This is a genomic window from Streptosporangium sp. NPDC000509 (genome assembly GCF_042898365.1).
Lineage (GTDB): Bacteria > Actinomycetota > Actinomycetes > Streptosporangiales > Streptosporangiaceae > Streptosporangium.
In genome coordinates this window covers 42868-56188 of sequence record NZ_JBIAYX010000015.1, presented here as the reverse complement: position 1 = coordinate 56188, position 13321 = coordinate 42868, and the positions used below count along the sequence as shown (strand labels likewise).

The window sequence follows — 13321 nt, the reverse complement described above, 5'->3', positions numbered from 1 at the left end:
CGGCCCGTCTCCCCGTGAGCGCGCTCTCATCTGCTTACTCCCCCACGCTTTGCCAGTCAATTCGTAGCCGCGCTACCTACCGGTCGGTATCTCCGGCTGCCAGTATGAGCAAGTCAGAGCCCGCTCGGAGGAGGACGCACGATGCTCAACCTGTCGATCGCCCTGGAGGACAGCGCCCGGGAGGCCCCCGACCGCACCGCACTGGTCTTCGGTGACCTGCGGCTGCCGTACTCCCTGGTCGACACCATCGCGAACCAGGTTGCCAACCTACTGGTCTCCCGGGGGATCGGTAAGGGCGACAAGGTGGCGCTGGCCTGCCCCAACCTGCCCTACTTCCCCTTCGTCTACTACGGGATCCTCAAGGCCGGCGCGACGGTCGTGCCGCTCAACGTGCTGCTGCAGTCCAGAGAGATCGCCTACCACCTGGAGGACTCACAGGCCAAGGCGCTGTTCTGCTTCGAGGGCACCCCCGAGTTGCCGCTGGGCGAGCGCGGGAGGGCGGGCTTCGAGGAGTCCTCGGCGGAACACCTCCTCATCCTGCCCGCCACCGCGTTCGCCACCGAGTCCGAGTACGGGGAGACGTTGTGGGCGGCGCTGGACGGCGTGTCCGGCGAGTTCGAGACCGTACAGACCTCACCCGACGACACCGCGGTGATCCTGTACACCAGCGGCACGACGGGCCAGCCCAAGGGCGCCGAGCTCAGCCACCAGAACATGCTGCTCAACGCCATGGTCGCCGATGAGATGTTCCCCAGGAGCGAGGGCGGCGACGCCTATCTCGCGGTGCTGCCGCTGTTCCACTCCTTCGGGCAGACCGTCGTCATGAACGCCGGGTTCCGGCGCCAGGCGACCATCGTGCTCCTGCCGCGCTTCGAGCCGGGCCCGGCCCTGGAGCTGATGCGCGCCGAGAACGTCACGCTGTTCGCGGGTGTGCCGACCATGTACTGGGCCATGCTGTCGAAGATCCACGCGGACGGCGACGAGGTGCCCACCTCGCTCAAGGTCGCGGCCGCCGGTGGCGCCTCCTCCCCCGTCGAGGTGCTCAAGGACTTCGAGAGGACCTTCGGGATCGGGATCCTGGAGGGCTACGGCCTGTCGGAGACCTCCCCGGTGGCCAGCTTCAACCAGCCGGGCAGGCCCAGCAAGCCCGGCTCGATCGGCACCCCGATCTGGGGGGTGGAGATGAAGCTGATCGACGCCGACTGGAAGACGATCGAGGGTGAGGGGCCCGGCGAGATCGCGATCCGCGGCCACAACGTCATGAAGGGCTACTACAACCGGCCCGAGGCGACCGCCGAGGTCATGCGGGACGGCTGGTTCCGCACCGGCGACATCGCCACCCGCGACGCCGACGGCTACTACGCCATCATCGACCGGGTGAAGGACATGATCATTCGGGGTGGCTTCAACGTCTACCCGCGCGAACTGGAGGAGGTCCTGATCACCCATCCCGAGGTCTCCCTCGCGGCGGTGGTCGGGATCGCCCACGACTCGCACGGCGAGGAGGTCAAGGCGTACGTCATCCGCACCCCCGGCGCGACGATCACCGAGGACGAGCTCGTCGCCTGGAGCAGGCAGAACATGGCCGCGTACAAGTATCCGCGGATCATCGAGTTCCGTGACACCCTGCCGATGACCGCGACCGGGAAGATCCTCAAGCGCGAGCTCCGCTGAAAGACGAGAGGTCCACGGCCGGTGAGAGCACGGCGGCGCCGCCGGTTCCGGGAGGCACGCGACGTGCCTCCCGGAACCCGCGCGTGAGCGGGTGTCCCGGAGATCAGGGCCAGTCGGTCGAGGGGCGGAGCGGGACGCCGGCCCTGCCGTCGTCGTGGAGCTTCACCCCGAGAACCTGGTGAAGCTGGATCTTGTTGCGTTCGAAGCCGACCACGCAGGCCGCCATGTAGAGGCGCCAGACCCGTGCCGTGCCCTCGCCGACCTCCTGGACCGCCTCGTCCCAGTGGTCGTCGAGGTTGGCGCACCAGAAGCGGAGGGTCTGCGCGTAGTGTTCGCGCAGGTTCTCCTCGTGGCGGATCTCGAAGCCGGTGTCCTCGATCTGGCGGGCCAGGTAGCCGACCGACTCCAGCTCTCCGTCGGGGAAGACGTAGCGGTTGATGAACCCGCCGGCGTTGAGCGTCTTCTCCGTGCCCGTCGGGCGGGTGATGCAGTGGTTGAGCAGCCGTCCGCCGGGGACGAGCTTGTCGTAAAGAAAACGGAAGTAGAAGGGCAACTGGTCCTTGCCGATGTGCTCGGTCAGGCCGATCGAGCTGACGGCGTCGAAGCCGGTCTCCGACACGTCGCGGTAGTCCATGTGGCGGACCTCGGCGAGCTCGCCGAGACCGGCCTCGGCGATGGCCTTCTGCGCCCACTCGGCCTGCTGACGCGAGAGCGTGACACCCAGCGCCTTCACGCCGTACTCGCGGGCGGCGTGGATGACCATGCCGCCCCAGCCGCAGCCGACGTCCAGCAGCCTCATGCCGGGCTTGAGTGCCAGTTTGCGGGCGACGAGCTCGAACTTGGCGAGCTGCGCCTCCTCCAGCGTGGAGTCCTGCTCGGGGAAGACCGCGCAGGTGTAGGCCATGGAAGGGCCGAGCACCCACGAGTAGAACTTGTTGGAGACGTCGTAGTGGTGGTGGATGGCTTCGGCGTCGCGCTGCTTGGCGTGCCTGCTGCCCATCCGGGCGAGCATGCTGCGCCGCACCTCCTGCGGAGGCGGCGGCATTCGCGTCAGCAGCGGGCGGACCCCGATGGCCCGAATGGCCGAGAGTTTCTGCCCGACCGGGATGTCGTTGACGGTGAGCGACCACATGCGGGACAGCAGGGTGTACATGTCACCGTGGACGTCGAGATGTCCTGACACGTACGCCCTCGCCAGACCCAGCTCTCCGGGTGCCTGCGCCAGGTAGGCGACGGCGGCCGGGGTTTTCACCTCGACGCTGATGTCGGCACCGTCCGCTCCGGCCTTACTTCCGTCGTAGGCGACGAAGCGCACGTCCGCCTCGGGCCCCATGACCTTCTCGAAGATCTCTGCGAGCGACACAGAAACAACCTCTCCTACTAACGCCCCCGAACACACTTGTCGTAGAGGTCGAGCAACCGGCCACCCCCGTCGTATGCCCGCTTGACCGGCCAGTAGGCGGTTCCGTTATAAAACCGCCAGAATTCATCTTCTGGGTAAAACGAAGTGGAGTACAGCGATTTATGCCCCTCCAGCTCGTGGACCCGGTTCTCGATCAGACGGTTGTGATAACCGTCGAACTGCCCCCTGGGGAGCGGCACCGTTCCCCAGAAGCCGAAGTTGACGTAAAGCCGTCCCGGCTCCAGCGGGTAGAGCGGCCACTCGCCCGTGGACCTCAGCGGGCACATCCAGACCGGCGCCATCCCGACCTTGGTGTGGAAGAAATCCAGGAACTCGGCACCGCGTTCGACGGGCACCTCGATGTCCTGGATGACCGACTCCTGTACCGGCAGGTCGCGCCAGCGGTCGACCCTGGCGATCACCCCGTACTTGCGGTCGAGACCGACGAGCCTGCGGTAGACGTCCGAACGCATCCACTTGCGCGGCATCAGGGACCGCACCAGCGCGGTCTGCACGCCGAAGGCACGTGAGCACCAGAACCAGTCGGTGTCCCAGCGCCACAGGTAGTCGCGCACGGTGAGCCAGTCACGGGTCCTGGTCTGGATCGACCGGTAGTAGATGCGCATCCCGGTGTAGTCGGAGAGGTAGGGGGCACGGTCGGCGAAGCGGCCCACCGTGATGTAGAGCTCGCCGGGCCCGAAGAACGTGCCGTCCACGAAGTCGACGCGCTCGCCCTCGTACTCGCCGCGCTCGCAGATCTCCCGCATCGCGAGCATGCACTTGTCGGCGTCGCCGAACGGGATGTGGGTCAGCCTGACGTAGGGCTGGACGCGCTTGAGTTTGATCCGGATCCGCAGGGCGTAGCCGAGCGTGCCGTAGGAGTTGGGAAACGCGCGGAACAGGTCGCGGTGCTCGTTGTCGTCACGGGCCACGACGATCCGTCCGTCACCGGTGAGGATCTCCAGCTCCTCCACCGACTCGTGCGGCAGCCCGTCCCTGAAGCTGGTGGACTCGATGCCGAGCCCCGTCACCGCCCCGCCCAGTGTGATCGTCTTCAACTGTGGCACGACGTGCGGCATGAACCCGTGGGCGAGCGTGGCGTCCACCAGGTTCTCGTAGGTGGTCATCCCCTGGACCTCGGCGGTCATCGCCACCGGGTCGACCTCGATCACCTGGTCCAGGTCCTTGGCCGACAGCTTCGCCGAGCGGGCGCCGTCCCTGAACCGGAACAGGTTCGTGGTGGCCTTGGAGAGCCGGGGCGCCGCGTCCTGCGGGATGGCGGCGTAGGACGCCCTGATCTGTTCCACCGCCTGCCGGTGCGCCGGCATCCCTGTCGTCTGTCGCACGGTAATCACCCCCATGACCTCATCAGAAAGATCGCCCCTAGGCACGCTATATCTCGGATGTCTCCGGAACCAGGTGGGACGCGTTAAACACGAGAAAACTCTACGACCGCTCTTCCAATGATCTTCGACCGACCACCGCATCAACCCCGTTGACCACATTCGTCACAGGGCGGCCCTCGATCGCGGCCTCCAGGTTGTCCAGCACGCAGCGGATCAGGCGGCCGGTCGACTGAGGGGTCACCCCGGCCACGTGCGGCGAGAGCAGGACCCGGGGAGCGGTGCGCAGCGGGTCGTCCTGCGGCAGCGGCTCGGTGTCGAACACGTCGAGCGCGGCGCCACCCAGGTGCCCGGACTCCAGGGCCTCCAGCAGCGCCGCCGAGTCGACCACCTGTCCCCTCGCCGCGTTCACCAGCAGCGAGCCCGCGGGCATCAGGGAGGGGTCGATCATCCCCCTGGTCTCCTGCGTCAGCGGGACGACCAGAACGAGCACCTGGGAGCTCGCGACGAGATCACCGAGCTCCCGGTAGGTGTAGGGCACCTCGCGCGGCGTACGGGTCCAGTAGGAGACCTCGCATCCGTGGGCGGCGAACATCCGGGCGGCGGCCTCGCCGATCGGGCCGAACCCGACGATGCCGACGCGTGATCCGTACAGCTCGGCGGGGCCGAGGTCCAGCTGCGGCCAGCGCCCCGCGCGGACCGTCGCGTCGGCGTCGAGCAGCCGCCGCGACAGCGCGAGGGCGGCGGCGAGGCACCACTCGGCCACCCCGATCGCGCTCACCCCCGCGGTGTTGGCCAGCGGCACGCCCGCCGCGGCGAGCGCGGCGAGATCGTGGCCGTCCACCCCCACGGAGGGCTGTTGCACGAACGCCAGGTCCGGCGCGGCCCGGACGGCCTCGGCGTCCAGGGTGAGCCCGCCGCTCCAGTCGCCGACCACGATCTCGGCGTCGCCGAGTGCGGCGAGCAGCGACTTTCTGTCTCGGGTCGCGGGAACCGAGACGGCGACCCGGTCGCCGAGCGAGCCGAGCAGGTTGCGCACCGCGTCCTCGGGCAGCGGCGGCAGCGCGAGCACCTTCCAGGGCATGTCACTCACCCCCGCGGGGGTGGAAGCTGTTGAACACGCGGGTCATGAGGGCACGCTGGGTGTCCCAGTCGGCCTCGTGGGTGGTCCAGCTGAGCACCAGCACCGAGTTGCCCACCGCGATGAACCGCCGCACCTCGTGATAGGTCACCCCGGACTTGGCCCAGGGTGCTCCCCCGCCGTCCTTCATACTCCAGGTGAACTCCCACTGGAGCCCGGACCCGTAGGCGAGGGGGATGCTGAGCGTGTCCTCGGAGTGGATCTCACTCCACTGGGCCGCGTTCTCCCTCACGACCTCCTGGAGTGCCTCCAGTCCGTCGGCGTCTCCCTCCAGCGGCTCCACCGACATGTGGGCGGCCCCGTCGCGACGCAGCCACTGGGTGTATCCCGTCTCGGCCGCCCAGTCGCCGCTCCATCCGGCCGGGTAGCTGATCGACCAGTTCTCCGGGGGACGTGCCCGCCACACCTTCAGCCCGCCGGCGGGCGTCGTCGTTCTGGTCGGGGTCGGAGTCTGGGTGGGAGTCGGTGTCGGGGTGGGCGTCGGCGACGTGCTCTGCTCCACCGGCGTCGGCTCGGTCTGGGCGACCGTGGGCACGGAACGCGCCACCGGCTGCTGGCCGGATCCCGACATCGCCACGGCCGCCGCGGCGCCACCCGCGGCCAGGACCACGACGGCACCCAGGATCAGCGGGAGCCGCCCTCCCCCGCGACGACCGGAGGCGGCCGAGATCCCGGTCTCGTGCCTGTTCTGGGCGGTCCTGCCGGTGTGGCCGAAGCTCTCCTCCGTACGGTGTCCCCGACCCTCCGTGCGGTGCCCCCGGCCTGTCGGTGCGGGGCGGACGGCGGTCTCCCCGGTGCGGCGGGCCGCGGCCGACGGGTTGTCGATCACCTCCGCCAGCATCGCGTCGGCCTGCCGCACGGTCAGCCGGTGGGCGGGCTCCCGCTGGAGCATGCCGATGAGCACCGCTCGCATCTCCGGGGGTACCGGACCGAAGTCGGGCTCCTCGGTGAGGAGCGCACTGAGGGTGGAGATGGCGTCGCGGCGTTCGAAGGGTCCCCGGCCGACCAGGGCGGCGTAAAGGGTGGCGCCGAGTGCCCACAGGTCCGACCAGGGGCCGGCGTCGACGCCGGTGGCGCGCTCGGGCGGCAGGAAGCTGGGCGAGCCCGTCACCATGCCCGTCTGGGTGAGCGACGTGTCGCCCTCGACGGTGGCGATGCCGAAGTCGGAGAGCACCGCGCGCCCCTCGGCGTCCAGCAGGATGTTGCTCGGCTTGACGTCGCGGTGCAGGATCCCGGCCTCGTGGGCCGCGCGCAGGGCCGACAGGACCTGGCGGCCGATGTCGGCGATCTGGCGCACCGGCAGCGGGCCGACCTCGTCCAGCCCGCGCGCCCTGACCAGCTCCATCACGATCCAGGGGCGGCCGTCCTGCTCCGCCACGTCGTAGATCGCCACGATGCCCCGGTGGTTGAGCCTCGCCGCGGTCCTGGCCTCGCGGGAGGTGCGGGTCAGCTGGACCTGGTGCTCGGCCGGGGAGAGGTTGGGCGGTAGGAGCACCTCCTTGACGGCGACCGAGCGGTCGAGAAGGGTGTCGTAGCCTTCCCACACCACGCCCATCCCGCCCCGGCCGAGCTCTCGCAGCAACCGATAGCGCCCAGCGACCACCCGTTCACTGTGCGGATATGTCATCGTAAGACCCCTAGGTACCATTCGGAGAGGGCGCAAGTTTCCCATACACGCGCGGGCCTCATGTGGCTCCTGGCGATGTGTCTTGCCATCGAAAGTCGAATGTTGTTCTACTGTGGCGGGAGTCGGCAGTGGTCACGACCAAGTGATTGCTTGCCGACGCCGTACCAGAAGAGAACCGGCGACACCCGAGGAGAATGTCGATGGAGCGCGTGACCAGGAAGGGCCCGCTGGCCGGAGTCCGCGTGCTCGAACTGGCGGGACTGGCCCCCGGACCGTTCGCCGGGATGATGCTGGCCGACCACGGGGCCGAGGTGCTGCGCGTCGATCGCGTGAGCGTCGTCGCCAAGGCCGGGGACAGGCCACGCGCCGACGTGATGGACCGGGGCAAGCGGACGGTCGGCCTGGATCTCAAGTCCCCCGAGGGGGTCGCCGCGTTCAAGGAACTGGCCCGCCGGGCCGACGTGGTCGTCGACGTCTTCCGGCCGGGGGTCGCCGAGCGCCTCGGCATCGGCCCGGCCGACCTGCACGCGGTCAACCCGCGCCTCATCTACGGGCGGATGACCGGCTGGGGCCAGGACGGTCCGCTCGCCCCGACCGCGGGGCACGACATCGACTACATCGCCGTCTCCGGCGCGCTGTCGATGCTGGGCCGCGCGGGCGAGCGCCCCACCCCGCCGATCAACATCCTCGGCGACTTCGCCGGAGGCGGCCTCATGCTCGCGTACGGCGTGCTGCTGGCGCTGATCGAGCGGGAGCGGACCGGCGAGGGACAGGTGATCGACGCCGCCATGGTGGACGGCGCGGCGACGCTGTTCGCGATGTTCTACCACGGCGTGCAGACCGGCGGCTGGGGCCCGCGCGGCACGAACCTGCTGGACACCGGCGCTCCGATGTACGACACCTACGAGACCGCCGACGGCGGATACATGGCCGTCGGCGCGCTGGAGCCGCAGTTCTGGACGGAGATGATCACCTTGATGGGCCTGGAGGACCTGCCCGACCGAGACGACAGGTCACGGTGGCCCGCGCTCCGCGAGCGGCTCGCCGAGGCGTTCCGATCCAGGACCCGCGCCGAGTGGGAGGCGGTTTTCTACGGTACGGACGCCTGCGTCTCCCCGGTGCTGGAAATGGGCGAGGCCGCGGATCACCCACACCACAAGGCGAGGGGCACGTTCGTCGACATCGGCGGGATCAGACAGCCCGTGCCCACGCCACGCCTGCTCGGCGCGCCCGAGCAGGACCTCTCCCCCTCCACCCGGATGGACGACCTCTCCTCCTGGGGCCTGACCGACGAGACCGCGGCACGGCTGCGCGAAGCGGGGGTGCTGGCCTGATGGACGTCTTCGAGGCCCTCTACACCACCAGGGCGATGCGCAGGGTCAGGCCGGACCCGATCCCCGAGGAGGTCCAGCGAAGCATCCTGGACGCCGCGGTCCGCGCGCCCAGCGGCGGCAACGTGCAGAGCTGGCGCTTTCTGCTCGTCGACGACCTCGCGGTGAAGGAACGGCTCGGCCCCCTCTACAGGGACGCGCTCGGACAGCTCTTCGAGGGCCACTACCGGCCGATGCGCGAGAAGGCCGAGGCCGAGGGCGACACCCGGACGCTCAGCGTCCTGAAGTCGGCCCAGTACCTGGCCGACCACTTCGAGGGCTATCCGCTGCTGCTGTTCGCGTTCGTCCGCAACGACCCGTCCGGCGGCTCGATCTTCCCCTCGGTGTGGAGCGCGCAGCTCGCCGCCCGCGCCCACGGAGTGGGCAGCGCGCTGACCAGCGTGCTCGGCATCTTCCACGCCGAGGAGACGCTGCGGGTGCTCGGCGTGCCCGAGGGCAAGGGCTGGGCCCTGGCCTGCACGGTCACCTTCGGCTACCCCACCGGACGCTGGGGCGTCGCGCCCCGACGCCCCGCGCACGAGGTGAGCTACCGCAACCGGTGGGGCCAGGACGTGGGCTTCGAGATCCCCGAGCCTCTGTGGGGGCAGGAAGGCTGAACACCGAGGGCACCGGGCCGCCCGGTCGGACGCGTCACCGCGAGCCGACCGGAGCCGACCACACTCAGCGCATCGGGGACAGGACCGCCGCGTAGATGTCGGCTCCCTGAGGGTGGTGCACCTCCAGGTCGGTGGTGAAGGCCCTCGGCGGGGTGCCACCCGACTCGGTGTGCTTCCACAGCTGCTGCCACCCCTCCAGCAGGACACCCGGCATCGGCCCGCGGACCTCGACCTTCAGCGACGGCACTCCCGGCACCCGTACCGCCACCATCCCCTCGGGCAGCGCCGCGGCACTGCGCACGGCGACCCCGACGATCTGGGTGTAGGCACCGTGGTGGTCACTCTCGTAGTCGGTGAGCACCGCGTAGATGTTCTCGTCGACCCGTCCCGGCACATGGGCGAAGGCCCCCGGGGACCCCGCCCGCGCCCAGAGCGCGCCGAGCCTCCCCCGGCCGGGCTCCGTCTCGTCGGCGTTCGACGTCCGTACGGCATGACCTACGACGAGCATCTCGGGCCGATCAACCACGATCACAATGCCTCCTCATGGCCATCCACTTATTCACGCAAACCGGATCCTAGTCCCCGCTCCGAGCTGCCAGTCCTCTTCGAAGGCCAGGAAAAGGGGAACGCTCATATCCGGCAATTCACGGCATAAGGTGGAGCAACGTGAGATTCCTCAATGAGATGGCACCGGCCTACGACCTGACCTACAGCGACGTCTTCATGGTTCCGTCGCTCTCCTCCGTCGGCTCGCGGCTCGCCGTCGACCTCTCCAGCCGGGACGGCACCGGAACCACCATCCCCGTCGTGGTCGCCAACATGACGGCGGTGGCGGGACGGCGGATGGCGGAGACCGTCGCGCGGCGGGGCGGGATCACCGTGATCCCGCAGGACATCCCGATCGACGTGGTCGCCGACGTCGTCGACTGGGTCAAGAAACGCGACCTCGTCCACGACACACCGCTCACGCTCACCCCGCACGACACCGTCGGAGAGGCGCTCAACCTGCTACCCAAGCGGGCCCACGGCGCGATCATCATCGTCGACTGGGAGAACCGCCCGGCCGGCGTGGTCACCGAGAGCGACTGCTCGGGCGTGGACATGTACACCCAGCTCTCCCAGGTGATGTCCGACCACCTGCTCACGCTGCCCGCCGGGCTCGACCCGCGCGAGGCCTTCGACCGTCTCCACGAGGGCCGTCACCGGCTCGCCCCCGTCGTGGACGCGGACGGCCGGCTGGTCGGCATCCTGACCAGGACGGGCGCGCTGCGCGCCACCCTGTACCGGCCCGCCGTCGACGACTCGGGCAGGCTCCGCGTCGCGGCGGCCGTCGGAGTCAACGGAGACGTGGCCGCCAAGGCCAAGGAGATCCTCGACGCCGGGGTGGACTGCCTGGTCGTGGACACCGCCCACGGCCACCAGGAGAAGATGATCGGCGCCTTGAAGGCGGTCCGCGCGCTCGGCCCCGACGTGCCCGTCGCGGCGGGCAACGTCGTCACCGCCGCGGGCGTGCGGGACCTCGTCGAGGCGGGGGCGGACATCGTGAAGGTCGGCGTCGGCCCCGGGGCGATGTGCACCACCCGGATGATGACCGGCGTGGGCCGCCCGCAGTTCTCCGCCGTGCTGGAGTGCTCCGCCGAGGCCCGCGGGCTGGGCCGCCACGTGTGGGCCGACGGCGGCGTCCGCCATCCCCGCGACGTCGCCCTCGCCCTGGCCGCGGGGGCGTCCAACGTGATGATCGGCTCGTGGTTCGCGGGCACCTACGAATCGCCGGGCGACACCCGTACCTCCGCCGACGGGCGCAAGTACAAGGAGAACTTCGGCATGGCCTCGGCCCGCGCGGTGAGACTGCGCACGGCGGAGGACTCCCCCTTCGACCGGGCGCGCAAGGCCCTGTTCGAGGAGGGCATCTCGACCTCCAGGATGTATCTCGACCCGGCCATGCCCAGCGTCGAGGACCAGATCGACGCCATCGTGGCCGGTCTGCGCTCCTCGTGCACCTACGCGGGGGCCTCCACCCTGGAGGAGTTCCACGAGCGCGCGGTGATCGGCGTCCAGAGCTCGTCCGGCTACACCGAGGGAATGCCGCTCCACCAGAGTTGGTGATCCGTCCCACCGTTCTCCCGGGATCTCGCCGTAGGCGGCGAGTTCCCGGGAAAGGACACGCATCCTCCTACCGCCACGGGGTAGTCGGCTCGTCAAGCCATCTTCCACCACCGAAAGGCGAGCGGACATGAATGGAACGCCCACCGGCCTGGACACGCAGGTCGTCGTGGACCGGAGGGTCCTGGCAGGCTACGACAACTACCTCGCGGCACAGCGAACCGTGGACGGGCTCTCCGACGCGGGCTTCCCCGTCGAGAACGTGGCGATCGTCGGCAGCGACCTGAAACTCGAGGAGACCGTCACCGGCAGGATGACCAACGGGCGGGCCGCGCTCACCGGAGCCGGGAGCGGCGCGGCCTTCGGCGCCGTGGTGGGAATGTTCCTCGGCCTGTTCACCTCGACCACGATGTCGTTCTTCGTCCTCGTGCTCTGGGCGGCCCTGTGGGGTGCCGTGATGGGAGCCGCGTTCGGGTTCATCAACCACCTCTTCACCGGCGGCAAACGGGACTTCGCCTCGCGCAGCGCGATCGTCGCCGGCCGCTACGACGTGCTGGTCGCGGCCTCCCACCTGGACCACGCGCGGGCCGTCCTGGAGTCGACCCCCGGCCCCGCCGACACCATGGTCGTGGAGGTTCCCCCGTCCGCCGGCATGTACGACCCGGCCGCCACCGGGGCCACCTCCCCCACCCACGCCACCCCCGCACAGTCGCTCGCCACCGACATCCCCCCGCAGCCGTCCGCCCCCGACCTCTCCGGCCGTCCGGTCACCTCCGACCTGCCCCCGCAGCCGGTCATCCCCGGGCGCGCCGCGCGACCGGCCACCGCGGACCACCCCGCGCCCGCGGACGATCCGGCTCCCACGTCCCCCGCGCCGTCGCACGCCGAGGAGGGTGCCGAGCCGGCGCGGCCCGGCACCGCCGAGCACCGGATCCCCGCGCAGCCGACCTCTCCCGACCGCCCCGCCGCCCGGTCGGCCGGTTCCGAGCGGCCCGACTCCTGAGTGCGCCTGGTGAGAGAGTCCCGGCAGAACATCCGGCGGGCGCCCCGATCCGGGGCGCCCGCCGGCAGGTGGACGCGGAAGAGGGTGCTCAGCCCTTGACGCCGCCCGCGAGCAGGCCGCGGACGAAGTAACGCTGCATCGACAGGAAGACGATCAGCGGGATGATCAGCGAGACGAACGCTCCCGAGGTCAGGCGCTGCCACTCGTTGCCCTTGGTACCGGCCATCTGCGCCAGCCGTACCGTCATCGGAGCGCTCTCCGGGGTGCCCCCGGCGAAGATCAGGGCCACCAGCAGGTCGTTCCAGACCCAGAGGAACTGGAAGATCGCGAAGGTGGCGAGCGCGGGCCCGACCAGCGGGAGGACGATCGTGCGCAGGATCTTCCCGTGGCTCGCCCCGTCGACCCTCGCCGCCTCCATCAACTCGCCGGGAAGCTCGGACATGAAGTTGTGCAGCAGGAAGACGCCCAGCGGTAGCGCGAAGCAGGTGTGGGCGAACCAGACCTGAATGAACCGGGCGGGGCCCTCCAGCTCCCAGGCGGGCATCAACTGGAGGCCGAAGACGGACACGCCCTCGGAGAAGAACGAGAGCAGTGGCACGAGTGCCATCTGCAGCGGCACGATCTGCAGCGCGAAGATGCCGATGTAGATCCACTCTCGTCCGCGGAACGGCAGCCAGGCGAGCGCGTACGCCGCGAAGGTGGCGAGGGCGAGCGGGAAGAGCACCGACGGGATCGTGATGACGATCGAGTTGATCAGGAAGCTCATCATCTGGCCGGAGGACGAGGAGGTTCCGAACAGGACCTGCTGGTAGTTCTCCAGGGTGATCTGCGGGTCGGAGAAGAACGTCCACCAGCCGGTGGTCTTGATCTGGTCCTCCGGGCGCAGCGAGGACAGCAGCAGGCCGAAGGTCGGGGTGGTCCACAGGACCGCGATGACGATCGCCGCGGCGCCGGCGACGCGGCCGCTCAGCCTCCGCCGTACGCGCTGCGGTGCCGTCGTCGCCTCGGGCCGCACCATGGTCTGGGTCAACGTGGCCATGT

At 69.8% G+C, this 13321-nt stretch carries 11 protein-coding genes; 5 read left to right on the top strand and 6 right to left on the bottom strand.

All coding sequences use genetic code 11. The features are described 5' to 3' along the window. Positions 1–141 precede the first annotated feature (141 nt). Positions 142–1674 (top strand): long-chain fatty acid--CoA ligase, encoded by a 1533-nt coding sequence (locus tag ACFY3D_RS26385; RefSeq protein ID WP_389983790.1) that lies wholly within the window; start codon positions 142–144, stop codon positions 1672–1674. 103 nt (positions 1675–1777) lie between these two features. On the opposite strand, the gene ACFY3D_RS26380 is transcribed toward ACFY3D_RS26385, so the two are convergent. The 4 genes from ACFY3D_RS26380 to ACFY3D_RS26365 all read right to left on the bottom strand — a co-directional run bounded on the left by ACFY3D_RS26380 (position 1778) and on the right by ACFY3D_RS26365 (position 7187). Further along, positions 1778–3037 carry a class I SAM-dependent methyltransferase gene (locus ACFY3D_RS26380; RefSeq protein WP_389983787.1) on the bottom strand — a complete coding sequence of 420 codons (1260 nt, stop codon included), beginning with the start codon at positions 3035–3037 and terminating at the stop codon, positions 1778–1780. A gap of 17 nt (positions 3038–3054) precedes the next feature. After that, the gene (locus tag ACFY3D_RS26375; RefSeq protein WP_389984248.1) at positions 3055–4404 is read right to left on the bottom strand and encodes an FAD-binding oxidoreductase; all 1350 of its coding nucleotides are present in this window, start codon (positions 4402–4404) and stop codon (positions 3055–3057) included. 118 nt (positions 4405–4522) lie between these two features. After that, the gene (locus ACFY3D_RS26370) at positions 4523–5503 is read right to left on the bottom strand and encodes an NAD(P)-dependent oxidoreductase (protein WP_389984245.1); all 981 of its coding nucleotides are present in this window, start codon (positions 5501–5503) and stop codon (positions 4523–4525) included. Between the two features lies 1 nt (position 5504). Continuing rightward, positions 5505–7187 carry a serine/threonine-protein kinase gene (locus ACFY3D_RS26365; RefSeq protein ID WP_389983785.1) on the bottom strand — a complete coding sequence of 561 codons (1683 nt, stop codon included), beginning with the start codon at positions 7185–7187 and terminating at the stop codon, positions 5505–5507. A gap of 200 nt (positions 7188–7387) precedes the next feature. Here ACFY3D_RS26365 and ACFY3D_RS26360 point away from each other — a divergent pair, with 200 nt between their 5' ends. Continuing rightward, positions 7388–8521 carry a CaiB/BaiF CoA transferase family protein gene (locus tag ACFY3D_RS26360; protein WP_389983782.1) on the top strand — a complete coding sequence of 378 codons (1134 nt, stop codon included), beginning with the start codon at positions 7388–7390 and terminating at the stop codon, positions 8519–8521. Then, positions 8521–9174 carry a nitroreductase family protein gene (locus ACFY3D_RS26355; RefSeq protein ID WP_389983779.1) on the top strand — a complete coding sequence of 218 codons (654 nt, stop codon included), beginning with the start codon at positions 8521–8523 and terminating at the stop codon, positions 9172–9174. The genes ACFY3D_RS26360 and ACFY3D_RS26355 overlap by 1 nt, the downstream gene beginning before the upstream one ends. Positions 9175–9238: 64 nt before the next feature. On the opposite strand, the gene ACFY3D_RS26350 is transcribed toward ACFY3D_RS26355, so the two are convergent. Beyond that, on the bottom strand, positions 9239–9706 hold the full coding sequence (locus ACFY3D_RS26350) for a GyrI-like domain-containing protein (protein WP_350945907.1): 468 nt from the start codon (positions 9704–9706) through the stop codon (positions 9239–9241). Between the two features lie 134 nt (positions 9707–9840). Between ACFY3D_RS26350 and ACFY3D_RS26345 the strand changes: the two genes are divergently transcribed. Beyond that, positions 9841–11280, top strand: coding sequence for a GuaB1 family IMP dehydrogenase-related protein (locus tag ACFY3D_RS26345; RefSeq protein ID WP_389983774.1), 1440 nt, complete (start codon positions 9841–9843; stop codon positions 11278–11280). 127 nt (positions 11281–11407) lie between these two features. Continuing rightward, a complete protein-coding gene (locus ACFY3D_RS26340) occupies positions 11408–12280 on the top strand; it encodes a general stress protein (protein ID WP_389983771.1) in 873 nt (290 codons plus the stop codon). An 88-nt stretch (positions 12281–12368) separates the two neighbouring features. Here ACFY3D_RS26340 and ACFY3D_RS26335 read toward each other — a convergent pair whose 3' ends face one another. Beyond that, positions 12369–13319, bottom strand: a complete 951-nt coding sequence (locus ACFY3D_RS26335) for a carbohydrate ABC transporter permease (protein WP_350945904.1) — start codon at positions 13317–13319, stop codon at positions 12369–12371. Positions 13320–13321 lie beyond the last annotated feature (2 nt).